Raw genomic sequence first — 23,183 nt, 5'->3', positions numbered from 1 at the left:
TAACTTTTTTGCAAAAAAGCTTGACCAAAAATTTGACAGCTATATGTAGTATAGTTTACCGCAAGCTTTTTGCAAAAAAGATTGACCAAAACCAGTAGACATATGGAGAGTAATTAATAGCAAGCACAGTGATTCTCCTAATTTTTAATAAGATCTGCATTCAGTAAGTTTACAAAGAGTCACATGACTTCTATATTTTAACCCCTTCTCTAATTTTCCCATTTAATTTTCATTGACTTGATAGTTTGTATCCTTTTGGGTGACCCTTCTCTCTTGACATTATTAAATTATCTCTTGTTTGGAGCTGTTACTACATATTTCTTCCAATTGATTCCCTTTTTTGAATATTTTTGACTTGAAATTTTTGACTTGAAATTTTTGTTTTCTCATTATCCACTTGGATCAATGCGTAATTATTTAAACTGTCCTGCATTTTTACTTTCAAAATTGAATACTTGCCAGTAACCATGAAGAAAATTCAGTAAAACCCTACTCATATTTTTGTCAGGAACCCTCAATCTGCTTGCTCTTGCTCTTGCTCTCATATCATTATCTTGGTTCAATATTCTTGCAACCAATCCACCCCGCATTCAATATATTCACTGGGTTATGGAACTTCATGATCAAAATGACACCATGAAGTGAAAGTTTATGGAATTTCATAAATTTTATCTTGTACGACAACAGAATAAGCATCGTAAGCATAACCAATGCCATCTGGTGATGCCATATTTCAGCTTCTCACTATATATTCAGATATTTCACAATATTCAGAAATTTCACAATATTCAGAAATTTCACAATATCCTTTTACAGTCAGAAAAAGGGATGTGAACCTTCAAACCATTCACGAAGCTAAATAATGCAACTGCCCAATAAGGTACAATGAAGTTTTTTTCTGCAATAATTACAGCGTGACTATATGTGATAGAGTCGCCAACAAATCGAGATGCCATCTCTGGCTCAATTCATCAGAGAAAAAAGTTCATTGAGTAGAAATTGAGGGACTTCCACTCAATTTGAAGAGGATACATTAATGCTTTTAATTACTTTTTTTCCACTTTTTCTTCTTTTAACACCATTTTTGCAATCATGAAGACCACGAATGCAATAATTACAAAATTTATCAGTTCTCCCAGAAAAGCCCCCCATCCCAGTACTATTGGCCCAATTTCTAGAGTTGCAGTTTTCCAGGCTCCTCCAGGCACAAAAGGTGTGATAATCGGCATTACGACATTATCCACAAGAGACTTTATAAGAGCCGTGGATGCGATACCCATAATGAAAGCAATTGCAAGTGGAATTACCTTGTATTCATAAAGAAAATCCTTAAACTCACTTAGAAGCCCCATATTACCCCTCTCAAACAGCGAAATGACATATGAAATAAAAATAATTATAAAATTATCACTGTTCAATCCATTTATTCTTTGCATCCTTTATTAATAAATCGTCCAGGAATGACTTTTATATTGAAGTTATGACTGAAAATAAGTTTAAGGAATTATTCGATTGCAAGTAACTGGTAAAAATCCAGGGTTTTGAAAGTTTGGAAATATCGTCAGCATTTGAGAGGACAAAAACAAACATAAAATGGGAGCTAACGGAATTAAAATTTAAACTTACAGAGGGAAGTGCGCCAATTTTCAGTAAAATCACAAATGTTAAGAAGTTATTGGATAGAAAATTCCATGCCTGGCTCAACTCATTAGAGAAAAAAGTTCATAGAATGGAAATTGAGGGATCTCCACTCAATTTGAAGAGGATAAGAATTTTTCAAATTTTTCAAATTAATTTTGGGAAAAGCCGGTCGTTTCCGCACGACCGGTGAGAGCCCGGGGTTTTGAAATCGATATATTTCTAGCAGGGGCCACTGAAAAGATATTTCTGGTTTTACTCCTTTTTTTCCAGGCAGATAAGCTCTTCGGCGTATGGAAGCGTCTCTTTTATCCAGTCGCAGAACTCTCTCCACTCATCAAGCTTGTGGTAGCGGCGCTGGAAGTAAATGTTTCTGAGCTCAGCATAATTGGTTATAACGGTCCTTTTCTGCAGAAACGCACTCGGCAGGTCCTGGACGAGTTCCCTGAAAATCGCTTTCCGGTATGCGTTGTCCTCTTCGCTATCTCCCTCGCGGGATTTGTAGGCTTTGATAAGGTCGTTCAGGTGCCGGATCTGGTCGTTCCTATAATCTGTCAGGGTGTCAAACGAAAAATCGTGAGGTGCGAGCTCCTTGCTGGTCAGCTTGTGCATTGTTGAAGTGGAGTTCTTTTCTACGAATTTGTAGGTGTCAAACTCTTTCCACCAGTAGAGAGGGGCAGTCAGGTCAAAACAGACCGTAATGAACCTTAAAAATTTACCGTGCTCGTTCCCTGCAAGGGTCAGGCGCTGGGCCAGGTTCAGGTCCTTTTCCCCGAGCTTGCAATTTCCTGCCTCATCAGGCTTACTGCTGTCCATAAGGTGCCAGGAGTTCATAGGGTTCCGCATGCCGAGAATGGCATAATAGATATTGTATGTACCGTGTAATTTCATCTTAATCATAAAAGCGCCTCTTAAACCCATTACGATAAGCAATTTATAAATTTGTTTGTTGTAAATTATTGTAAACGATTCATCAATCGAGGTGATAAGCAATTTATAAATCTATCCATGACAGATAAACTAACTCGTGTATACGGACTGATTTTTAACAAATGAAATGGTTTAAACGAATCAATTTATCTTGAAAAGCTAACTATTTTTAAAAAACTAACTATTTTTAAAAAGCTAACCATTTTTAAAAAGTTAACTATTTTTAAAAAGTTAACTATTTTTAAAAAGTTAACTATTTTTAAAAAACTAACCGACTTTAAAAACTGAAAAACTGAAAAACTGAATTCAGTAGTTTAAGAAATAGCCATCGTTTTCCGGGGGGAAATTATTTATGAAAAATAGGCGCCTTCTTAATCCATGCTTTATCCTTTCAAGTATAACCTTTCTGCAACATCTGGATATTTCCATTTGACAATGAGTAGTGACATTGTATATTATCAGTACGAGCCTGTTAACCTGGAAAAACTGGTAATCCCATCTAATAAGAAGGAAGAAACCTCGTAAATATGAAATCTCTTGATTTTGAGTCAATGTTTTTGAGACAAAACTTCGGGCTATTTTTTTCAAGCTCGTTATGGTCAGTTATTATCGAATCCGTATGGTTCACATATTTTTATTAGGCTCAAGGAATAATAAGAAATCAGGTATGCTCTTTTTCCACTTTAACCTCTATTTTTTCCAGGCTATTTCGTGAAATTGCCTTTTGCGTGAAATCTCCGGATAAAGGAAAGTGGCTTTTCTCCGATCTTACATCCATAATTCTCACACCCGTACACGACTTTAAAAATTATTTAAATAATTTGTTATATATTCCGAAAATCGTGCTTGAGATATGTTTTTGCTTTGTGTTCCCGGAGATGCTGGATATGAAAGGATCGACCACCCGGTTATAAAAGGTCTTTGATAGTTCTACGCCTGTCGTGTCGACGTACTTGTAAAACAGATAGCTCAAGGGTATTATTAATAGCACAGACAAAAAACACGAAATAAAAGCAGCCATCCAGTATGGTAATAGAGGGTGCAGTGCGAGGAATAGCGCGCAGGTGAAACTGCTTATTATCAGGAAATGTATCAGGTACAGCGAGTAGGATATTTTACCGAGAAACACTGGTACTTGAGAGGAAAAGACCTGTTGCAGCCGTCGGCTGTTCAATAGAACATACATTATCATTCCGGCACCCAGGATATGATACGTCAACTTTGGAATTTCAAAGAGGCCGTTATTGAGAAAACCGTACAATGAATCATTTGTCACGGTGCCTACAGGATACGAACCGAGAAACAGTCCTGAAAACAGTATAATATATAATATTATTTTGTTATTGGTTTTAAACACTGACTTTTTACTGTTAAATGTGTCTGCAAGCCCCATTCCTATTATAAAAGCAAAATAGTAGGAATTGAAGAAAAACACAGATGCTGCAAGGTAGAATGTCCATCGGTTACGTTTCATCCCGAACAGTAAGGTCATTGCGAAAACAAGCATAGACCCATAAAATTCTGTTGTCATTGTCCATAAAACCGGGTTATAGGTGTCCTCACCTGTAAAAAACGATCCCCACACCGCCTGCTTAACTGCATCGACAATGTCTGGCGTAAAAGTCCAGTAGTTGTCGTAGTTATTATTTCCGGAAACCGTTACGGTTTCAATATAGTAATGGAATACTCCAGTTGATGCCATTAAAAACGATAATATTGTTACTGCCAGCACCGGAACAAACAATCGGATATATCGGCGAACTGCGCCACTTACAATTATTTTTTTGTCTTTAGTTCTAAAGTATTTTTGAGTTAATACGTAGCCACTGAGAACAAAGAAGATACAGACCGAAAAATTCCCGGCACCAATTAATCCCAGTGGTGTACTCGAGAAAATCTTTTCAAGATTCCCAAGATGTGAAGGCATTCGATCACTATAAATCATCGCCGGGACTAATATGATGAAGAAATGCATTATCATCACATTAATCGCAGCTATACCACGCAGCCCATCAAGATAGTTTATCTTCTCGTTCATACTTATTGCTCAAAGAGAATTTTATTCAAACAGAACCCATGAATTTCCATAACAAAACCGTATTTAATGACCACATTTAATAAATGAAACTCAGCTCCAGCTTAATCACGTAAGACCCTTAATTATTTTTTGATAAATCTCTCTCAAATAACGAGAACTGCAGATAAAATAAGTCTTTCCATTTGTTCCAGTTCCTGTTTTAATGAGTCTGTCTTTTGAATCTGAAGGGATGTTGGAAATAAGTATTGATGCTTAATATTGATGTTCAACACTAAATTCCAGATCAAGGCTTGCAGATTGGAAAAATCCTTTTATTTGCTTTATGTTTTCTAGCGTAAAAAGAGTCTACTGAACATACAAAGTAAAGAGGATAATACTGGGAATCACTTTTCATAGGAAATGTTTTCCCATATTGAATAAAAAATTTCGAAAACAGACTAAAAATTCAAAAACTTAAATAAAAATTCCGAAATGGATTCCTTCGAATCCAAACACTCTTTGTCTATTTTATTTAATATCGTAAACTTCAATCTTTCAGGATGGTACTTGTATCATCACAGTTAGCTATGAACACTCCATTGTCTAGGATGCCGCCGGGAACATTAATTATTCTGTCCTCTATCCAGATTCTGTAATTCTCAGAAATTAAACATCCTACCTCTTTTTGGAATATTGAAGAGTGTTTGAAGTAGTTCAATTTTACAGTATCTGGGGTTTCCTCATATAGTCCACATTCTTTAAACTTTTTATTTATATAGACGTCGAATGTACCATCATCGTGGAGAATAAAATGGGTTGTCTTATTGGTGTATTTTCTGGGCATAGGGATCACATTTTTAATACGTTAAGTTACATGAATTCATTTTTCAACTTCATTAAACAGGTTTTGCTTTGAGTTTTTTTCTATTTCATATATATAATATTTTTGCATTGGACATCGGTTAAGGATTCATGTCCGTCTCCTGTCACTCTTTTTGAGCCCAATTCTTTCATTTTTTATTCAAACCATTCATCTCTAAATCTTTCTCTGTCTACATGCGGATCTAATGCTTGACTTTCATATACACTCATTATTATTTCAAAAATTCTTAGAATTCCATATATATGCAGAATTACTGTCAATAAATCTGATGCATTCTCTGCAAATATGGATCCGTATTTTTCCTTATTCTTGAAACAAAATATCCTCCATTTTCCTCAACCCTTGCAAACATYTGAGTTTTGTAGAAACCAAGATCAACAAGCAGAATACRGTCTTTGATCCAGGGACCTATTTTTAATGTTTTGATCTCAGCTGTTTTTTCAGAATACAGGGCAACTGTTTTAGGTCCGTTAGCAACTGCGCTTACCATAACTCCCACTTTTATGCCTGCAGCTACTKTTCTTGCTCTTGCTGCTGGAAACTTATCTGCTAAAGAAGAGTGRAGACGAACAATTGTACTGTCCTGAATGAGAACATCCTGGAAGTTTTCGAGTTTTTTGCTAAGTTTTCGTCCAGGATCTTTTGCAAGCTCCTCTATGCCGTGAATAACACACTGATGAAGAAACTCAACAAGTTCTGGAGTAAAACGATAGTACCAGCTGCTGTCGCTTAGGATCTTATTTGCTTCTTTTTCGTATTCTCTTTTCAAACTGGCAAGTGTACGCTGCAAGCGTACGCCAAAACTCAGAGTTAAAACCCAAAAGATGAGGACAGGATCAATTTTACGTTCACGTACTATGAGACCAGTTTCTTTGGCAGTTTGCCTTAACCACTCTTCGGGAAACATTTTCCGAAGAGAGTCTTCAAGGGTAGGTGGGAAACGAGGAGACATAGATTCAAAGAGTATAATATTAGTATAAAAACATATACAGGAGATGGGATTTAATGCTTAACCGATGACCAATGGAAACCTATCTTATTATCTGGTTTTTAGTTGTCCGTGAGCTATTGATTTAATCGGAAAAACAGGGCATATTCTTCATATTATAAAAAACATAGATTGATGCTTACATGCCAGACTTTTACAACTATTTTAGTACACTTACGATTTCAATAACTCACTCTCGCAAACGAATTCACATATTAAGTTTAGTGTAGCATCAATTTTCAAGGATTCAACGCTTACAAATAATTGCAATTGATTTGGTACGACATTTTACTGTTTACGCAACACCAGGAAGTTTCGAATTTTCGTACGATAGACTTTCATTATGCCTGAACCCTGCCCTGTACAGCCTAAGAACCATGCACAGCCAAAGAATCTTCTCAGAAAACTTGTTGATCACCGAACCGGATAAGATCACCGATGTCGGACTACACAATTTGAAAGCCCGATTATCTCCACGATATCACTGTTGTCCGGAGAATGAATTATCATCTGTCCTTTCTTAAGATAGGGAATTCTCCGCTCGTATTCTTTCGGAACTTTTAGAGATGTAATAGCTGCGTCATTGTTGAGGTTAAGGATCAGTTTCGTATTAATCTGCTTGAAAACCGTATCATCGATGTCCTGAGGGTCCTGGGTTATCAAGAAAAGGCCCAGTCCTTCTTTTCGGCCCTGGCGGGCTGCATCTGCAAAGCGTGAAATAATAAGGCGAGAATGTTCCCCATTTGCATTTGAGAGGTATCGATGAGCCTCATCCAGTGCAAGAATGATTGGAGTTTCTTTAATAGCTTCCTTTCCCGTTGTACTTAATTTGTTGTCCACGATCAGGCTCATGATTGTGAGTACTATAAGGTCACGGATTCTCGGAGCACTTATATATTCAGTTGGGAAAACCGAAATCTGCCCCGGCTTGAAGATCTTATCCACAAGGTCAGTAATTGAAGTCGCATCCCGGTCAAAAACCTTCGAGAAGAAGTGACTTCTTACTCTTCTTACAATCCCATCGTATGAGGACTCGTGAAGCTTCCCGCTGTCAACATAGTAGGAACGAGTACCTTCATTATCAATATGGTTGATGAAATTCAGGTAAGTATGAGACACACTTGACTTGAAGAAATCTCCAAGAAGCACTTCAAGCCCGATATACTGGAGTTCTGACATTCCGGCTGCTGCAATAAGCCAGGAATTGTGTTCTACAAGTGAAAAAGGAATTGTAAATTCAATCTGCTCAGCTCTGGATTTATCTCCGGGATATCTTTGCCCATCGACTTTTGCCACGAAAGCCTTTGTAGAGAGTACCCGGCCATAAGTTACATTTTCGGATTCAAACCGGAATTTATCGTCCTCAGTGAGGGTTTCGTTGTCCTCAAAAAGCTGGGAATACTCGTCCTGAGGGTCCATAATTACCAGGCAAGGGTTTTTCCGCGCCTTGTCAGGAGAACCCCGCAGCCTGTACCTGTTGCTTTCATTCATGAACTGGCGGAGGATATTCTTAGAAAGGAAAGTTTTTCCTGTCCCTGTGCTCCCGCAAATAAGCATATGCCTGAAAATAAGGGGATCACCCATGGAATAGTCGTTTCTCAGGTAATATGCAACCGTTTCGGGCTCGGAATTGGTTTTTAAAAGCTCGCCCCCTACACTCAGGTGGCCAATAAAGATCCCGTTTTCGGGAATGTTAAGCCCTGTCTGGACTTCAAGCCTGTCAGTAACAGGCAGGATAGGAGTGTTAGGATGAGGAATCCGGTCTGCCATCCGCCGGGTGAGTTTGCCTTCGGCTTTTCGGTAGAGAATACAGAGCGGATCAAGACAGGCAAGGAACTTGTAATCGTCTTCATTTACAGGGTTTCCACGGGCACTGAGCATGCGCCTTGAATGAATTTCAGTTGCATCGTCTACCACAAACTCCTGCCTGTACTGGAGTTTTCCCACCCTGGCAAAGAGTTTTTCTCCGTTTTCATAAGGCACAACAACGTATGTTCCCAGCCTTATCTCATCCCGTCGAGCTGACGTAATGTAGCCGGTGATTACAGCTCCTGAAGGGGTTAATTCAAGGGGCTCTATGCCTGTAGTGACAATCCCGAAAGCTTCTGAAACCGGAGAAACTTTCAGTACATTATCATCACATCCGGCAAAACCTTCAAAAGGATAATTTTCCTTTACGGAGCTCCCGAGAACTTCGGATTCAAGAGAGAGATCTGAAATAGACAGAGAAGCAGTCTGAGATACAGGAGCAGTTCTGGGTAGAGAGGAAGATTCAAAAATTGCTTCGGCAGGGTCTGAACAAATGTCGGATTCAGTACCAGATTTAATGTCGGATTCAGTACCATGTTCAATGCCGAACTCAGTATCGGATTCAGTACTGGATTCAATACCGGATTTGGTTGAGATAAAATCAGATACATCCTCCAGACAATCTTTCCTCAGATCCTCGGATAAGGGGATTTGCAGTATTTCCTCAGTATCAGGTGTGAGTATAGAGGTGACCTGATTAGAGGCGACCAGATCGGGAGCGTCTTCAATGGAATTTGCTGTTTTGCTTATATTCCTGTTTTCAGGATTTATCTCATCAAGACTTTCATTTCTTGGCTCAGCAGGAATTTCATTTCTTAGATCATCAAGATTTTCATTTCTTGACTCATCAAGACTTTCATTTCTTGACTCATCAAGACTTTCATTTCTTGACTCAGCAAGACTTTCATTTCTTAGCCCAGCAGGAATTTCATTTCTTAGCTCAGCAGGGATTTCCTTTGAACCTGCATTTTCTTCCGTTCCTGAATTGGCAGGAGCTGACTCTTTTTTTGGTTTGTAAGAGTTAAAAGTAAAAATGTCGACATTTTCATATTTCATTCAATCTTACCCCACCGAGTGTCATTGTAAGTAGTATCGGGATTCATATTTTCAAAGAATTTATCAATCTCTTCCCTCTCTACTTTCCTGATTTTTGCCAGATGGTCTGCTTTTGTGAGGGTAAGAGGAAAACCATACAAAGAAAGGTCAAAGAGCACTTTTTTGGTCATTTGCATGCGGAGAAAATCGTCTTTAACAAGCCCATACGGGGCTTCGACCTTGAAGACCACATCTTTGTAGGGTACATAAAGCATGAAAAAACAAAGAGCATAATCTTCAGGCGGGAAATCGTGCCTGAGTTCCTGCTGGAGAGGGTCTGCGGCTGCAAGGGGTGAAGTCCCGTTAAGCAATTTTTCGTAAAACCTGTTGGGCTGCAAAAACCAGTTAGTGTAAGTAATATAATCATTTTTGGAGCCGTTGTGCTTGCCGTTATTCCCATTGTTTTTCGAATTTCGTCCCCCGTGTCCTGAAGCGTTCTCAACTTTTTCCAGGGAGAGCAGATTCTTGAAAAACTGCGAATCCAGCATCCAAGGAAGATCGAGAGCATTTCCTTTTTTCCGGACGCTGTCCATAATCTGCATGTCAATTGGATTTTTTACAAACCCAATCACAGGCTGCCGGTTTTTCAGGAAATGATCCATTATATCAATGTAATTCTGGAGAATTTTTCGGGCATCGGTGTTCTGCCGGACTCTCACGTCCTCGTCGTCCAGCACCATCCAGTACATTAGCTGTTTTGGATAAATCGGCCCGTCCATTATGAAAAAGCTCTCGGGCTTTATCCTGTCTTTCATGAAAAGAATATGTTCGGATTCTGCCAGGTACATGGCAAAACTGTGCACCATGTCAGAAGCTTTTCTTTTTAACTCGTCAGGCGCGATTGTAACCAGTTTTGCCCTACCAAACCCTTCATCGAAGGTTTCCCAGATTGCGCTACCCTGCATGGATACCCTCTGGGAAGAAGAATAAGCGGCGCATACGATTGTTCGGAATCTCTGAATATCAAGATTAGTAGGCGTTGAAGCCAGCCCACAGTGGCAGAAATCTACAAAAAGCCCGCTGTCATAAGTCCTTGGATTTGTGCTTCCGCTGTCGCAGGCATAAGTAAGAGGATACGGGTCTTCACCCTGTGCCATCAGTTGAGTCCTTACAATTCCCCGAAAGAGCCTGTCTATAGCTTTAAGAATGACTTTCCCATCGAGACTCAGCTCCTCAAGCAGAGAATAGATATCCGAAGCTGTTTTTACCTCCTCAGACTCAAACGAGCAGTCAATCTTTTTTGCAAGCTCCGAGATTTTATGCATATGCACGGGCTCAAGGGTCATGGATAAAAGATACTTTGAGGAGTCATATATATTTATTGAATGGAAAGGAGTAAATGAAGTGCTTTACTGGAAAATGAGTGATGGAATATACAACTTTTTTCCATGAGAATCTTCTCAAGTGATAGAGAAAGTTTAAGAAAGTCTAATCAATGTTTCCATTTAATTAATAAAAAATGTGTATATGGGACACAATGCCAAAGTCCAGTGATAACCATAAAATCAAAAATCACTAGATTTGAAAATGGTCACAATCCTTGAACGTGATCTATTGATTGATTCTGGAAGATCTTGAATATTTAGTTTGATTGAAGTCTGAATTCTTCTTGGAAATTAAGGATTTTAATCAAAAAATGCAAAAGGCACTATATTTGGGAACTGAGTAGGACATAGTAGTACTTAATTACAAAAAGTGTAAGGTGGTCTAGTGACCGGTCTGGAAAATCCGTATTTAGGCGTCACTGTTGCTATTTCAGGAGTCATCATTAGTATCATTGCTCTACATTACAATCGTAAACAAACTTTTGCTGCAGAAAAAAGCATAAGTATCGCTCAGGAAAGTCTGAAAAATGGGTTTATTGAGCAGCTTCGTGGAGCTGTTGATCAATTGGGAAATGAAAAATTAGAGATTCGCTTAGGTGGAATATATGCACTTGAGAGAATCTCAAATGAATCTGAAAAAGACTACTGGCCAATCATGGAGATTCTGACCGCTTACGTCAGAGAGAATTCAAGTGCTGAAATAAGCGAAGTTCCAGAGGTAAGAAAGATTTCACCAGATATTCAAGCAATTCTCACAATCATTGGAAGACGTAAGTACTCCTTTCATAAAGGAGAGGACAAACGTTTAGAACTACAAGGAACTTGTCTTCAAAACGCCGACCTTATAGAGGCTCATCTTGAAGGGATTAACTTTGAAGGAGCTCACCTTGAAGGGACCAACTTTGAAGAAGCTCATCTTGAAGGAGCAAAACTTAAAAAGGCTTATCTAGGAGAAGCAAAGTTTAAAAAGGCCCATCTTGAAAAAGCTAATCTAATAGAGGTTTATATGAAAAAAACTAGTCTTGTGGAGGTTCATCTTGAAGGAGCTCACCTTAATGAAGCTCATCTTGTTGAAGAGACTAACCTTATGAATGCTCATCTTGAAGGAGCTTACCTTATGAACGCTCATCTTGAAGGAACTACTCTTGGAAAAGCTCATCTTGAAGGAGCAAGACTTAGTGGAGCTCATCTTGAAGGAGCTTATCTTAATGAAGCTCATCTTGAAGGGGCTAATCTTATTAATGCTCATCTTGAAGGAGCTGATCTTTCAGGAACTCATTTAGAAGAAACTTACCTTAATGGAGCTAATCTTGAAAAAGCTTGCCTTATAGAGACTCATCTTGAAGGAGCAAAACTTTACGGAGTTAATCTTGAAGGAGCTTACCTTAATGAAGCAAATCTTAAAGGAGCTGAACTTAATGATGCTCATATTGATGGATCTGACCTTAGAGGAACTCTGAACTTTACACTAGACCAACTTTCCAAAGTGAAAACACTCTATGGTGCAACATTAAGCGAAGATCTTTGCAGATTACTAGAAGAGAAATACCCAGAGAAATACCAGTCCCTTATTAAAAAATCGTATTAAAGCACATATCTTTCAACATACTAATTTTCATCATTTTTCAAAAATTTAATATATTTCACTTCCTATATTACTAGAAAATAGAATAGGAAATGAAATAACATGGCTACAAAACAGAAACCTGAGGAGAAGAAGCCTGCGGTCATGAGCTTAACATATGTCTTTAGGCCAGACCCTGTAACATCGGAACTTAGGGAACTAACGGCTGATGAATTCCAACAGCTCATTGATAAAGGAATTGATCCGAAGCATACCACTGCTGAAGAAGTTTATACTCTTTGTGGTTGGTGGCCTGCCATAGAAACGATTTATTATGTAAAAGGGCAAGAAAATTTTATCACTGAGTTGTATTTAAACTGGACATCTGCCTACGAGACTGATAAATAAGTTAAACATGCCTGTTATTCTAAGAATTTCATATGCATTTAGTTCTTGAAAATTTATTTCCTTCTGGCTTTAAAAAGTTAAATCTAAAAAAATTCCCTTTTTCAAGGGAATTCCTTAAAATCAGTTTTTCAGATTTAGCGTTTTACCTGGAATTCCCCTTATTCTCCTCCAATGTGCTTCAAATTATGGACCGAAACTTCTGCTAAGTCAGATCCTCCCCGGAAATCATATTTTGTATGACCTTTAACGAAACCGCAGACGAGAACGGCACCAAAATATTTACTAATGTTTTGACTTCAGAGTTCGGAAATTGGGTTGTTCGGAACTACTGTGTATCACTAGTGATTTTCGTCATGAGAAGGTCCCGCTCCTTATTGGCTATTCCAACAGTCTGGTAAGCGATTCCGGTGCTATATCGTTTTGCGAAATCTATTGCCGCAGAAGGGTCGCTGGCATATATCTTCATTAACGTCTCTTTAATGGGCTCATATTCCCGGAAAGATTGCTCTTCATAGTCTCGCCACAACTTCTCGACAAGGAATCTATATTCATCATGGTTTACTTCGCAGAGTGAATAGAGCCCCCTGAAAGACCAATATGCCGATAACGGACTGTACTGATTTCCTTCAAGGCTAAAACCGTGAGGGATATCATCCATAACGCTATAGAGAGGGATGTAGGGTGCGCCCATAGGGGTGCTGACAACCTGCCATATCAAACCTTTTAGCTCCTGAGGCATCTTTGGATCAAGAACCATAATATGGCTTTCAGCAGTCCTATCCACCCCAATCGGCCGCTCCGCTATGCCTTCAAGCTCCGTTCCCTTATAGGTAGCACGTAGCACGTTCATAACGTCACGGATATGGATTTTTTTGTCCGGCTTGAGAAAAAGCGGATACTGGTATTCCCGGGATTTTTGTTTCAATGAAGGAGTAAGGATTTTCTGTGCGAGCCATATGCGGTCGACATTATAAGGATCACCGGGAATGCCAAAAGCTTCGGCAAAGTTAAAGTTATGCCGATCAGGTGCCTCAAGCAGTTTGTGTTCACAAACAAATTTAAAGAGTTTTTTAGAATGCAGAACATCTTCGTTGTCAAGATCAACAGAATGCACCCTCATGCCATTTGCCACTACGAGGTATGAATCTTCGGGGATTTTAACAGCAATCCAGTGATGACATGATCCTATCTCAAAGTACCATGACTCATCGGGGTCACCTATTAAAATACCATTAACCTCGCTTGCACCATACTTTTCGACATATCTGCCAAGAAGTTTTACAGCCTCTTTTGCCGATTCAACCTGCGGTAGAAGAAGGGTTGGTATTACCGATTCAGCAATGCCGCCTGAAACGAGCAGAGGGTCGGCACCACTTGCGTTATCATTAATGGTAAGGGAGTTTGTCGCGGAAATAGCAACATTGCGTTCGTTAATACCACGCTCTTCAAAGAAAAAACGTCTTCCGATAGCGTACGTTGCCTCTTCATAACCCGCCGCGTCCGGCATTGCGTTATACCGGTACATTTTTTGCGGGAGCGGGACTTTCAGTCCGTTCCCCAAAGTCCATACATTATCCGAAACAGCGGCGTTGTCGTCTTGCTTGTTGTAATACTCCGGAAATGGACGAAAGATCATATATTTATTCCAGTTGTTCCGGGTATAGTCTTCGTTTCTGGACAGCAAAATTGTCCCGTCGCAGGTCGCTTTTTTGCCTGCCATTAAGCTTGTGCACATACTCTCACCTTCATTAATAAGGCGAGAAGAAGAGTCGCGGATTTTTTCACGACACTCCTCTCATCCATAGGGTTTTATTATTTAACGATGGCCAGTTTTGAATTAACGAAAAGATTGTATGAATTCAGGCCTGGTGGATTGTCCTTCGGCAAATCAAATTCAATATTCACCCCCTTTCGGAAGAAGAGACAATAAGTTGAACCGCCGAAGTGGAATGTTCCGATAGGTTGGCCTTTTGTGACCTTTTGACCTTCATAAACCTGTATGTCACAAGAAGATACCTCTGCCATGCCGATGGGCATAAAGCACATCAGCCCTATTTTTGGATTGTCGGCCTCGATGAAAATAAGCGCCCGCGTTGCGACTTCGCTTATATACCCCTGTGAGTCATTTGGTGCAGCCGGGTCATAACCTTCCGTAGGAGTCTCTGAGTAATATGTCCCGTCAATGACCTTTGTTTTAACAATCCTCCCCGATACAGGGCTGTTCCATCGATGGTAGCTTCTGGCACTCAAAAATGCCTGATAAACAGAGCCGCCCACAAACTGTTCGGTTCTCTCGTCACCATCAAACATATGCGCAAGGGAGTATGGTTGCCCTTTGATCCAAAACTTTGTGCGCAGTTGTACTTCCTTATCACCCTGTGCAATTTTATAGGGAGCGGATTCACATGCATTAACAATGATTGAATCATCCCCCTCTCCGGCAGTTGGACGCTTCCCGTCCCGGAATTCCCTGGTGAAAAAATCGTCCCAGCAGGCAAAGCCGTAATGCGGTTTTTCCGGTTCACATTCAAATGTCTCGATAAACTCTAACCTCGCCTTTTCATGCTCATCGGGTCTGAGGAGCGGATTTCCCTGCCTCATCATATTCATCATCGCCACCATGGCCTTGTCGCTAAGCCAATAATACTGCTTTGTTCTGCGTTTTTTCGTCCCTTTGATCGGGTTATTGTCCTCCACTAGAACATAATTTGAGTCCACGGACTTAAGGAACGTCCCCCAATGGTTCAGCACCTTCTTGAACTGGGCGTTGAGTTTATCATTAAGGAACGCCGCAAAACCGCCTTCGGTACCCATTGCCCAGTCGAGAATCGCGTTAATAGGAAAACCGACGCAGCCGGTGTCGTTATAAGTAGGGGATTTTGTCATTATGGCGTTCAGCAGATCTAAAAAATGCTTATAGTCTCTTACCTGTTTTCCATACACGCTATGTTCATACTTCTTTGGCACCTGGGCGAACATCATTGTTACGAGCGCGTAAATTTCAGCGTCTGATTCAATAAGCTCCTGAAGCTCTTGTATGACCGGATGAAACGGCTTTTTTTCAGCGTCTACTTCGTCGATAAGATCGGCCAGCCAATCATTCAAAATTTTTTGGTCAGAAGGGAGCCATTCTCCAATCCGGTATTGTGCGGTGTTAGTCTTTTCCATAGATTTCTCTCCTCTATTGAATGTTTTAAATTAGAGGTTGGGTCTGGCTTTTCAACCAGTTGTCTACTACCTCTCTTGGAACACCCATGGTCCTGCAATGCAAAGCATCGGTACCCAGCCATGGGAATTCAGGTTTTCCAGGTATGCCGACAACTTCGTAACCCGGCAGAGCTTTGCGGTAGACATTAAGGGCTTCATCATCGAATTTTGTGTATTCGCCACCCGCTATAGGCACATACACATATTCGTTAAGGATTAGGCTGTTAGTGTAAGCGGCTGTAGTTGACGGGGTGTCGGCTATTGGGACATAAATGTCCTGGCACATTACCCGGAAAACCTCAAACCCCTCTTGTTTAAAGAAATCCGAGATGCCGTCAAAAGCCTCATTGGTTTTCTTGTCCTGAGACTGCGCGATCAGCACTTTATTTGGCGCGAGGAATTTCCCCCAACAATCAATATGACCGATATAGGTGCCAGTCGGGTCGGTCAGAACAAGATATTTTTTGGCGCCGAGAAAGCGGTTGCATTGGTCCATGATATATTCCATACGCTTTTCGACGGTAGTCGCATCGGGATTCGTAACCTGCTCTTCTGAGTCTATGGGGAGTTCGTTTTGCGTGGCGACGAGATAAGACGAAGCGATAATACCATCCTCCGTGACCATATAATTTCCACCAACGTTAAGGAGTCCGGTGAAATACCAGTCATGTGTCTGGATGGGGGGCAGTTTTTTGCCGTTCCAGCCCGCATTATTCCATTTTCGGATGGGAGCGTTCAGCCAATCGGAAAACTTTGTCGCTCCGGCATCATCGTTCGGCCTGAATATCCCGGAACCTTCACGCGGGTCAACCTCTTCCGCTCCTTCTATCATACCTACAGAGCCACCGCCAAGGGAGGTGTAGATATGTTTTGCAATGGCGAAACATCCGGTTTTTTTGTTTTTAATCCACCAGGGGCCATAGTCCCTTGTCCAGTAGGTGTCGGTGTCCCATGGAACGAGATGTACCAGATTGGGATCAAATGCGATCTTTAACGACTTTGCAGTTTCCTCAAGACTTTTAATAATTAAAGGCAACTGAGTCTCATCGTCGCACATAACAAAAATTCTAACAGGAGCTACTTTTGAATCCAACTGCTGCATACGGATAATAAGCTCGTTGGGAACACCAAAAGAGCGCGGTCCCGATGGCGGCAATTGTTTTTTATCTTCCGGAGGGGCGAGAGTTCCCGGATAAGCAACCAAAACCCCTCCCATGGAGGCGAATTCAGCGACAGCATTTACCGGCGAGGGCACGTCGCAGTAATATGTTTTGTGTGCGGGCGGGGAGGGACATTTGCACATTTTGTTAAACAAAGTCGCCAACTGTCTCGCTGTTGGTTTGGCAAAATGGTATTTTTTAAGCATACATATCTCCTTTGTTTAATTTAGTTCACTCCTCAGTAAACATCTAGATGTCCTTGACTGTATCACTATGTAACTTCTGTAATTAAATTTTACCATTATATAAAAATATTTGAAATCGTGGAGACCGATTTATGAATATATAATTAAGATTTGTATATTAAACTCAAAAATCAAATAGTGTCAATGCAAAATTAGACGAAGGCCACGCTTCATTAAAAGAGAAGTGCTATGCCTTTTTCGAGAAAACTCATAACAATAAATTATCAGAATTACCAGAACTTCCACTATTGTTTATCAGGCCTAATCCCAGCATAGATGCTACCAGGTGCCAACTCATTGATAAAGTATAAAATACTGCAAAAAGGGACTATGTGTTTCTTACTTTTTTTCATTTGATGAGCAGTAATCAACAAAATGTCCTGTATTCCTATATGCAGTAGAACGATTCAGTTTAGAAAAGCATAACCAAAAGCATAACCAAAAGCATAACCAAAAGCATGATCAAAAAAGAAAGACAGTAAAAACATGTAAGGTCGAACACTTTCCATTTTCTTGTACCTGTTACTCAAATAATTCAGGCACATTCAGTATAAAAACTAACATTTGGCGTTTTGTTGTTTAGCCTAACACAAGATAAAAAAGACTTGTTGTTATAAAAGAATTTGTTGTTATAAAAGGACTTATCGTAACATTTCTTCACGTGTTGTTCAGCTCATCGACCTTTGCCTGTGCTGCTTCCTCTGTTTAGAAGATCTCAGTGTCTGAGGGATAACAACATAGATGCACTCCATTCACAACCCGTACAGTTCTGTATATAAGAGTGTACACGGGTTTATCCATAACATCTGATTTCAGGTAGCTTATTTCATGCTCACCCCAATTTACCAGTGTATATTCTAAGCCACCTATTACTATTGTTTCAGGAAATTCTACACCATTGACTACCTGCTTTCCAACTGAAAAATTCAAGTTTTTATATAGTAATATAGAGCGAACAAACACTTTCGGGAGCTTCGATTCTTTGTCCTTATCTGAAAAATATGACACATTTACTTTCTCATCTGCATAGTCAGAAAAGCGTGCGTTTCGAGATGCATATTCATATACTTATTCATATAATTGTACAACGTTTCCATCAATTTCGATATGAGTTGTCATAGATTTCAGCCTCGTGAGTATATAGACCGGTCTATATATCAGTTGGTAAAAATATATAAAAACTAAGTCATTTATTATCTAATAAAATTGGAATTTTTTCAGCAGCGGATACCAGCATGGTAGTATCATTACGAATCAAAGATATCGTTATCGCACCTTCTATCATTAATTGAAGAATTAAGCTTAGTTCTTTCGCTTTTTCTGATGAAAATCCACTATCAACCAATTTCTGATAATATGTATCCGTCCACAGATCATAGACTTCAATACAGGTTTTTCGTAAAGACTCACTTATCGAGACTGTTTCTAAGGCTAGCAAATTGATAGAGAAACAATTTTCTTGATCTTTTTCATTGAATTTCTGTGCTATATCCAGAATAAATTCCTCGATGGCTTGAACGGGATTGCTATTCTTTGATAATTCTTCTTCTAGATAGTGTTGAATTGTATCTCCTATCAATTTTATAGTAGCTGTCACTAATTCCTCTTTTCCATTTGGGAAATGATAATACAATGATCCTTTCGGCGTTTCACTTTCTGTAATGATTTTATTTAACCCAGTTACATGATAACCATTTTTCTGGAAAAAAAAGGCAGCCGTAGTAAGGATTTTTTCACGTGTATTCATTTTAGATCCCATAGAATTACTGGTAATAGGCGTGAGCTACTGAAAAACGTGAGAAAATAATGGCTTTTCATTATTTACCAAACATGGAGGATTTACTCTTTTTTGAAATTGATCAGTAACTCACGCCCATAACCGAATAATTTTCCGATTGATTATAATGACTGGTCTACATATTATTTATATTTTACTGACTGCTCTAAAGCATAAGTTTATACGAAAAGTATCGAATTCATCTGATTTTTTCAATCAACCGAAGACTTGGTAGAACGAGTTTCAAAGAGTCTTGAGCTCCAGGTCAGAGCAAATAACCTTAACTAGATCAATACTTGAACCTGCAGGAAATAATCATTATATGTTGAGTCAAGGTTTCTGTTTATCCAGACATACTTTTTCGAGTTATTTATTTTTGAGGCAAAAAACGTGTTTAACCTGGGAAATAAGGCACTGGGATCTTTAAAAATAGATTATTTTTGTGAGTGTCTATTTAATAAAGAAGTCCTAATTCTTCAAACTGTCTCTTGATGATCCGCAGGCCCTCTTCGCAATCCTCCGGACATTTTCCACCTGTAATTACCAGCTTGCCAGTTCTGAATACAAGCACTACCACTTTGGGAGCCTCAAGCTTATAAACAAGCCCAGGAAATACCTCTGGCTCGTATTCGACGTTTTCCATTCCAAAGGCTGTCAAAATGGCGTTCAAGTTTAAATTTGTCTTTAAGTCTGCAGAGGCTACTACATTTTGAACGCGAATCTCAGGCTCTGGATCTATTTCCTTGCAACCTATGGAGCTGAGTTCATTAGCCAGATTGATCAGAGCCATATGAGCTTTATCGGTACTCCTGGCTCCAGCGCATACCACTTTTCCAGAGGTGAAAATTAGAAAGACGACCTTTGGGTTCTCAATTCTGTATACAAGGCCGGGAAACTTCGTTTTGTTATATTCTGCGCCTTCAAGCCCAGCGTCCATTAATTTTTGCAGGTCGAAATCTTCTGCCAGCCTGGTAGATGCCACTATGTTCTCTATAGTTATTGTGGGTTCCATACAACATCCCATAAAATTATTGGTGATGGGCGTGAGTTATTGAAAAACATGATCACAATAATACCGTCCTTTTTTTTCAAACATTAGGATGAATTCTCTTTTTCGGAATTGGTCAGCAACTCACGGACATGACCGGATAATTATCGAATAATTATAATGACTGGTCTACATATTATTTATATTTTACTGATTACTTTGAAGAACAGTTACATTTTCTCTAACAAGACTCGCTTAGGGCAAAGTTTCGTTACCACATTCTGTAACCGCAATGCCAGGAAAGCTTACATTAAAAAGAAAAAATAGTACAGAGGTTTAAGCGAATCCGAAATGAAACCAGGGTTCGCCTCATCCCCTATCAAAAACAGAGTAGTCGTTGTTCTGTGATCCCGATGAAATAAATGCGGTCAGTAGGTATTATATTTATGTAGAAAAATATCTAATTAATCTGATCTTGTTATATCAACCGAAGACATGACAGAACAATATTCCATTTTTAACTTTTCAAATAGGTTCTTACTACATATATTTCCTGGCAATGACAATTGACTATATGTAAATTTTGATATCTTATAACCCAACTCTCTTAGTAAGTTCATTCACATCAGTGTCGTCAAAAGATACAATTACCAGATTTATATGTTCGTCATCGTAAAAAACTATACATCCAGAATGCATTTCATATCTATCTATCTCTATTCCTTGCAACTGCTTATAATCCGGGGTGTTGATCATTTTGAGAAAATGTTGATATAAGTCTATTGATTGAGTGTCCCAGTCAGTAAATCTATTTTTTTCAAGATGAACCCGTAGTTTTTCAAGCCATTTCGTATTGTGAAATTCTATTCTACTCATAATATCACTGTTCAAAGATTTAAAATACAAGTTTAAAGTTTTGGGAAGTTTGACAATCTGCAATCTTCCTTAAACAAATCACCCACAGCAGAAAATAGACCGGTCTATATATCAGTGGGCAAAAATATATAAAAATTTAAATTAGTTATTGTCTAGTAAAATTGGAATTTTTTCAGCAGCGGCAACCAGCATGGTAGTATCATTACGAATCAAAGATATCGTTATCGCGCCTTCGATCATTAATTGAAGAATTGAGCTTAATTCTGTAGCCTTTTCTGATGAAAACCCACTATCAACCAATTTATGATAATACATTTCCGTCCATAGATCATAGACTTCAATACAGGTTTTTCGTAAAGACTCACTCATCGAGACTGTCTCTAAGGCCAGCAAACTGATAGAAAAACAATTTTCTTGATCTTTTTCATTGAAGTCCCGTGCCAAATCCAGAATGAACTCCTTAAAGGCTTGAACTGGATCGCTATTCTTAGCCAATTCTTCTTCTATTTGATGTTGAATTTTCTCTCCCATCAATTTTATAGTAGCTGCTACTAATTCCTCTTTTCCATTTGGAAAATAATAATACAATGATCCTTTCGGAGTTCCACTTTCTTTAATGATCTCATTTAATCCAGTAGCATGATAACCATTTTTCTGGAATAAAAAAGCAGCCGTCGTAAGGATTTTTTCACGTGTATTCATTTTAGATCCCATGGAATTATTGGTAAAGGGAGTGAGCTATTGAAAAACGTAAGAACAAATTATCTCTTTCCGCTTTTTTCAAACATGGAGAATGTGCTCTATTTTTTAGAATTGATCAGTAACTCACAGGCATGACCAATAATTTTCCTATTAATTATAGCGACTGGTCTACATATTATATATATTTTACTGACTACTTTAATGCAGAGGTTTTTTCAGGTAAACCCAGCATTTAATTGGATTACTACAGCTATAAGACTTAAAGCTATTTAAGAACAGATGAGAAAAATACTTTTTAGAACTTAACTATTTTTATATTTTTAGCAGTTTGTTAATTTTCGATACCCACCTTTAATGTTGTATCCTGAAATCGTTTTTCATATTAAAAATTCATTAAAAGTTTAATACACGATATGATAAAACGAGATGATAACACGATATAATAGTTACAGGGTGCACCAGTGGAAGTTCTAAATCTAAATATATCAAAGTCTTGTGAGCAATTAGTTGCATCAACAACTATATATACAATGTTAGGGTATTTAACCAAATAGTTGCAATAACAACTATTATGATTAAATTGTTGGATGGGTAATTAAAACGAATAAAATTGAATGGAAGCCCATAAACTAAAGAAATATGTAATCTGGAATTTGTTGGGAAAAGCGTCTCATATCTCTACAGATATGAACAAATCAGGCTCGAACCAGATATGAAAAAAATAACTTAAGAATGAAAGGAAACTCTCGTCTCCAGTTTTGGTGATGGTTAAAAAAGAGAGATCAGAGAGATCATGAGTTTACTTGGAATTGTATTTGAGAATTTACCCCGAAAAATGGCAAATAAATTACTAATTTAAGACATATCAATCAAAGAGTTATAATGAAGTGAAAATATGAAAAAAATTAGGCTCAATTATCTTATAGACGTTGGGCTTTTTATTCAATTTGTCTTAGTAGGCTATTCAGGTTTAGTAATGTATTTCAATGAACATGGAGCAGGTTACTTCTTGAGGTTGATCCATGATAAAGTTGGAATCCTGATGCTGATCTTCTTTGTTGTCCACATTGCGCTCCACTGGAAATGGATAGTAACCACAACAAAGAATTTTTTCGTAAGAAAAAGGAAAATCAAAAAGAGCAGTAAAATAAAACTTAATTATCTTGTGGACCTGGCGTTCTTCATTCAGTTTGTCCTGGTCGGCTACTCGGGTCTTATAATGTCTTTTAACCATCATGCAGCAGGCCCGATCTTGAGGTTGATCCATGATAAAGTTGGGATCCTTATGCTGGTTTTCTTTGCTGTCCACATTGCACTTCACCGGAGATGGATACTATTCACCACAAAGAAATTCTTTCTGGCAGAAATAGAAGGAAAAGAAAGTAAGGTAACCAGGACAAGCAAGTAAGATTATAGGGGGCAAACCGCAAAATATCCAGCAAACAACTTTTCCTTGCCTTCGAACAATTAATTGCGTTAACAAATATACCAATATCAGTGCTTATTCCCGCAGTTAAAACAATCATGATTGAAACAATTTTAGTTGGAACGTGTCTTCAAATTAAATTTGT

General features: G+C 38.7%; 17 protein-coding genes and 2 pseudogenes. 5 read left to right on the top strand and 14 right to left on the bottom strand.

Translation table 11 applies throughout. The features are described from left to right. Window positions 1-512: 512 nt before the first annotated feature. Together FXW07_RS12515 and FXW07_RS12510 are read right to left on the bottom strand one after the other, a co-directional pair. Window positions 513-769, bottom strand: a pseudogene (locus FXW07_RS12515) (IS701 family transposase); the annotation flags it as partial. Window positions 770-1,046: 277 nt separating this feature from the next. Continuing rightward, window positions 1,047-1,352: an MscL family protein gene (locus FXW07_RS12510; RefSeq protein ID WP_229395719.1), complete on the bottom strand. Its 306-nt coding sequence runs from the start codon at window positions 1,350-1,352 to the stop codon at window positions 1,047-1,049. Window positions 1,353-1,549: 197 nt separating this feature from the next. Between FXW07_RS12510 and FXW07_RS12505 the strand changes: the two genes are divergently transcribed. Next, window positions 1,550-1,831: a hypothetical protein gene (locus FXW07_RS12505; RefSeq protein ID WP_229395718.1), complete on the top strand. Its 282-nt coding sequence runs from the start codon at window positions 1,550-1,552 to the stop codon at window positions 1,829-1,831. A gap of 62 nt (window positions 1,832-1,893) precedes the next feature. Here the strand turns inward: FXW07_RS12505 and FXW07_RS12500 are convergent, their stop codons facing one another. After that, the gene (locus FXW07_RS12500; RefSeq protein WP_048154920.1) at window positions 1,894-2,538 is read right to left on the bottom strand and encodes a hypothetical protein; all 645 of its coding nucleotides are present in this window, start codon (window positions 2,536-2,538) and stop codon (window positions 1,894-1,896) included. A 408-nt stretch (window positions 2,539-2,946) separates the two neighbouring features. Here FXW07_RS12500 and FXW07_RS12495 point away from each other — a divergent pair, with 408 nt between their 5' ends. Beyond that, window positions 2,947-3,093 (top strand): hypothetical protein, encoded by a 147-nt coding sequence (locus FXW07_RS12495; RefSeq protein ID WP_229395717.1) that lies wholly within the window; start codon window positions 2,947-2,949, stop codon window positions 3,091-3,093. Between the two features lie 283 nt (window positions 3,094-3,376). Here FXW07_RS12495 and FXW07_RS12490 read toward each other — a convergent pair whose 3' ends face one another. The 5 genes and pseudogenes from FXW07_RS12490 to FXW07_RS12470 all read right to left on the bottom strand — a co-directional run bounded on the left by FXW07_RS12490 (window position 3,377) and on the right by FXW07_RS12470 (window position 10,646). Beyond that, the gene (locus FXW07_RS12490) at window positions 3,377-4,606 is read right to left on the bottom strand and encodes an acyltransferase (RefSeq protein ID WP_229395716.1); all 1,230 of its coding nucleotides are present in this window, start codon (window positions 4,604-4,606) and stop codon (window positions 3,377-3,379) included. Between the two features lie 526 nt (window positions 4,607-5,132). After that, complete coding sequence (locus tag FXW07_RS12485; RefSeq protein WP_048120003.1) at window positions 5,133-5,429, bottom strand: hypothetical protein; 297 nt, start codon at window positions 5,427-5,429, stop codon at window positions 5,133-5,135. Between the two features lie 173 nt (window positions 5,430-5,602). Further along, a pseudogene (locus tag FXW07_RS12480) lies at window positions 5,603-6,420 on the bottom strand (IS4 family transposase). Window positions 6,421-6,888: 468 nt separating this feature from the next. Further along, window positions 6,889-8,682, bottom strand: coding sequence for an ATP-binding protein (locus tag FXW07_RS12475; RefSeq protein WP_229395797.1), 1,794 nt, complete (start codon window positions 8,680-8,682; stop codon window positions 6,889-6,891). A 635-nt stretch (window positions 8,683-9,317) separates the two neighbouring features. Then, entirely contained in the window at window positions 9,318-10,646 is a 1,329-nt protein-coding gene (locus tag FXW07_RS12470) for a DNA double-strand break repair nuclease NurA (protein ID WP_229395715.1), read from the bottom strand. 424 nt (window positions 10,647-11,070) lie between these two features. Between FXW07_RS12470 and FXW07_RS12465 the strand changes: the two genes are divergently transcribed. Next, entirely contained in the window at window positions 11,071-12,273 is a 1,203-nt protein-coding gene (locus FXW07_RS12465) for a pentapeptide repeat-containing protein (protein ID WP_229395714.1), read from the top strand. 99 nt (window positions 12,274-12,372) lie between these two features. Further along, a complete protein-coding gene (locus FXW07_RS12460; protein ID WP_048122820.1) occupies window positions 12,373-12,657 on the top strand; it encodes a hypothetical protein in 285 nt (94 codons plus the stop codon). Between the two features lie 325 nt (window positions 12,658-12,982). Here FXW07_RS12460 and FXW07_RS12455 read toward each other — a convergent pair whose 3' ends face one another. The 6 genes from FXW07_RS12455 to FXW07_RS12430 all read right to left on the bottom strand — a co-directional run bounded on the left by FXW07_RS12455 (window position 12,983) and on the right by FXW07_RS12430 (window position 21,612). Further along, on the bottom strand, window positions 12,983-14,392 hold the full coding sequence (locus FXW07_RS12455) for a C69 family dipeptidase (RefSeq protein WP_229395713.1): 1,410 nt from the start codon (window positions 14,390-14,392) through the stop codon (window positions 12,983-12,985). Window positions 14,393-14,469: 77 nt separating this feature from the next. Beyond that, entirely contained in the window at window positions 14,470-15,825 is a 1,356-nt protein-coding gene (locus FXW07_RS12450; protein WP_229395712.1) for a phosphatidylserine decarboxylase family protein, read from the bottom strand. Between the two features lie 25 nt (window positions 15,826-15,850). After that, window positions 15,851-17,230, bottom strand: coding sequence for an agmatine deiminase family protein (locus tag FXW07_RS12445; RefSeq protein ID WP_229395711.1), 1,380 nt, complete (start codon window positions 17,228-17,230; stop codon window positions 15,851-15,853). Window positions 17,231-18,455: 1,225 nt separating this feature from the next. Beyond that, complete coding sequence (locus FXW07_RS12440; protein ID WP_229395710.1) at window positions 18,456-19,016, bottom strand: TetR/AcrR family transcriptional regulator; 561 nt, start codon at window positions 19,014-19,016, stop codon at window positions 18,456-18,458. 484 nt (window positions 19,017-19,500) lie between these two features. Then, the gene (locus tag FXW07_RS12435; protein WP_229395709.1) at window positions 19,501-20,058 is read right to left on the bottom strand and encodes a TATA-box-binding protein; all 558 of its coding nucleotides are present in this window, start codon (window positions 20,056-20,058) and stop codon (window positions 19,501-19,503) included. A 993-nt stretch (window positions 20,059-21,051) separates the two neighbouring features. Next, complete coding sequence (locus FXW07_RS12430) at window positions 21,052-21,612, bottom strand: TetR/AcrR family transcriptional regulator (protein ID WP_229395708.1); 561 nt, start codon at window positions 21,610-21,612, stop codon at window positions 21,052-21,054. Between the two features lie 895 nt (window positions 21,613-22,507). On the opposite strand from FXW07_RS12430, the gene FXW07_RS12425 reads away from it, so the two are divergent. Further along, on the top strand, window positions 22,508-23,020 hold the full coding sequence (locus FXW07_RS12425; RefSeq protein WP_229395707.1) for a DUF4405 domain-containing protein: 513 nt from the start codon (window positions 22,508-22,510) through the stop codon (window positions 23,018-23,020). Window positions 23,021-23,183 lie beyond the last annotated feature (163 nt).

The sequence above is a fragment of the Methanosarcina sp. DH1 genome (assembly GCF_020804205.1).
GTDB lineage: Archaea > Halobacteriota > Methanosarcinia > Methanosarcinales > Methanosarcinaceae > Methanosarcina > Methanosarcina vacuolata.
This window is presented reverse-complemented; position numbering and strand designations above follow the sequence as displayed.

Coding starts and splice junctions, on each gene's coding strand:
- FXW07_RS12510 (WP_229395719.1), bottom strand. CDS start 1,352: ATGGGGCTTCTAAGTGAGTTTAAGGATTTTCTTTATGAATACAAGGTA.
- FXW07_RS12500 (WP_048154920.1), bottom strand. CDS start 2,538: ATGATTAAGATGAAATTACACGGTACATACAATATCTATTATGCCATT.
- FXW07_RS12495 (WP_229395717.1), top strand. CDS start 2,947: ATGCTTTATCCTTTCAAGTATAACCTTTCTGCAACATCTGGATATTTC.
- FXW07_RS12490 (WP_229395716.1), bottom strand. CDS start 4,606: ATGAACGAGAAGATAAACTATCTTGATGGGCTGCGTGGTATAGCTGCG.
- FXW07_RS12485 (WP_048120003.1), bottom strand. CDS start 5,429: ATGCCCAGAAAATACACCAATAAGACAACCCATTTTATTCTCCACGAT.
- FXW07_RS12470 (WP_229395715.1), bottom strand. CDS start 10,646: ATGACCCTTGAGCCCGTGCATATGCATAAAATCTCGGAGCTTGCAAAA.
- FXW07_RS12460 (WP_048122820.1), top strand. CDS start 12,373: ATGGCTACAAAACAGAAACCTGAGGAGAAGAAGCCTGCGGTCATGAGC.
- FXW07_RS12455 (WP_229395713.1), bottom strand. CDS start 14,392: ATGTGCACAAGCTTAATGGCAGGCAAAAAAGCGACCTGCGACGGGACA.
- FXW07_RS12450 (WP_229395712.1), bottom strand. CDS start 15,825: ATGGAAAAGACTAACACCGCACAATACCGGATTGGAGAATGGCTCCCT.
- FXW07_RS12445 (WP_229395711.1), bottom strand. CDS start 17,230: ATGCTTAAAAAATACCATTTTGCCAAACCAACAGCGAGACAGTTGGCG.
- FXW07_RS12440 (WP_229395710.1), bottom strand. CDS start 19,016: ATGAATACACGTGAAAAAATCCTTACTACGGCTGCCTTTTTTTTCCAG.
- FXW07_RS12435 (WP_229395709.1), bottom strand. CDS start 20,058: ATGGAACCCACAATAACTATAGAGAACATAGTGGCATCTACCAGGCTG.
- FXW07_RS12430 (WP_229395708.1), bottom strand. CDS start 21,612: ATGAATACACGTGAAAAAATCCTTACGACGGCTGCTTTTTTATTCCAG.
- FXW07_RS12425 (WP_229395707.1), top strand. CDS start 22,508: ATGAAAAAAATTAGGCTCAATTATCTTATAGACGTTGGGCTTTTTATT.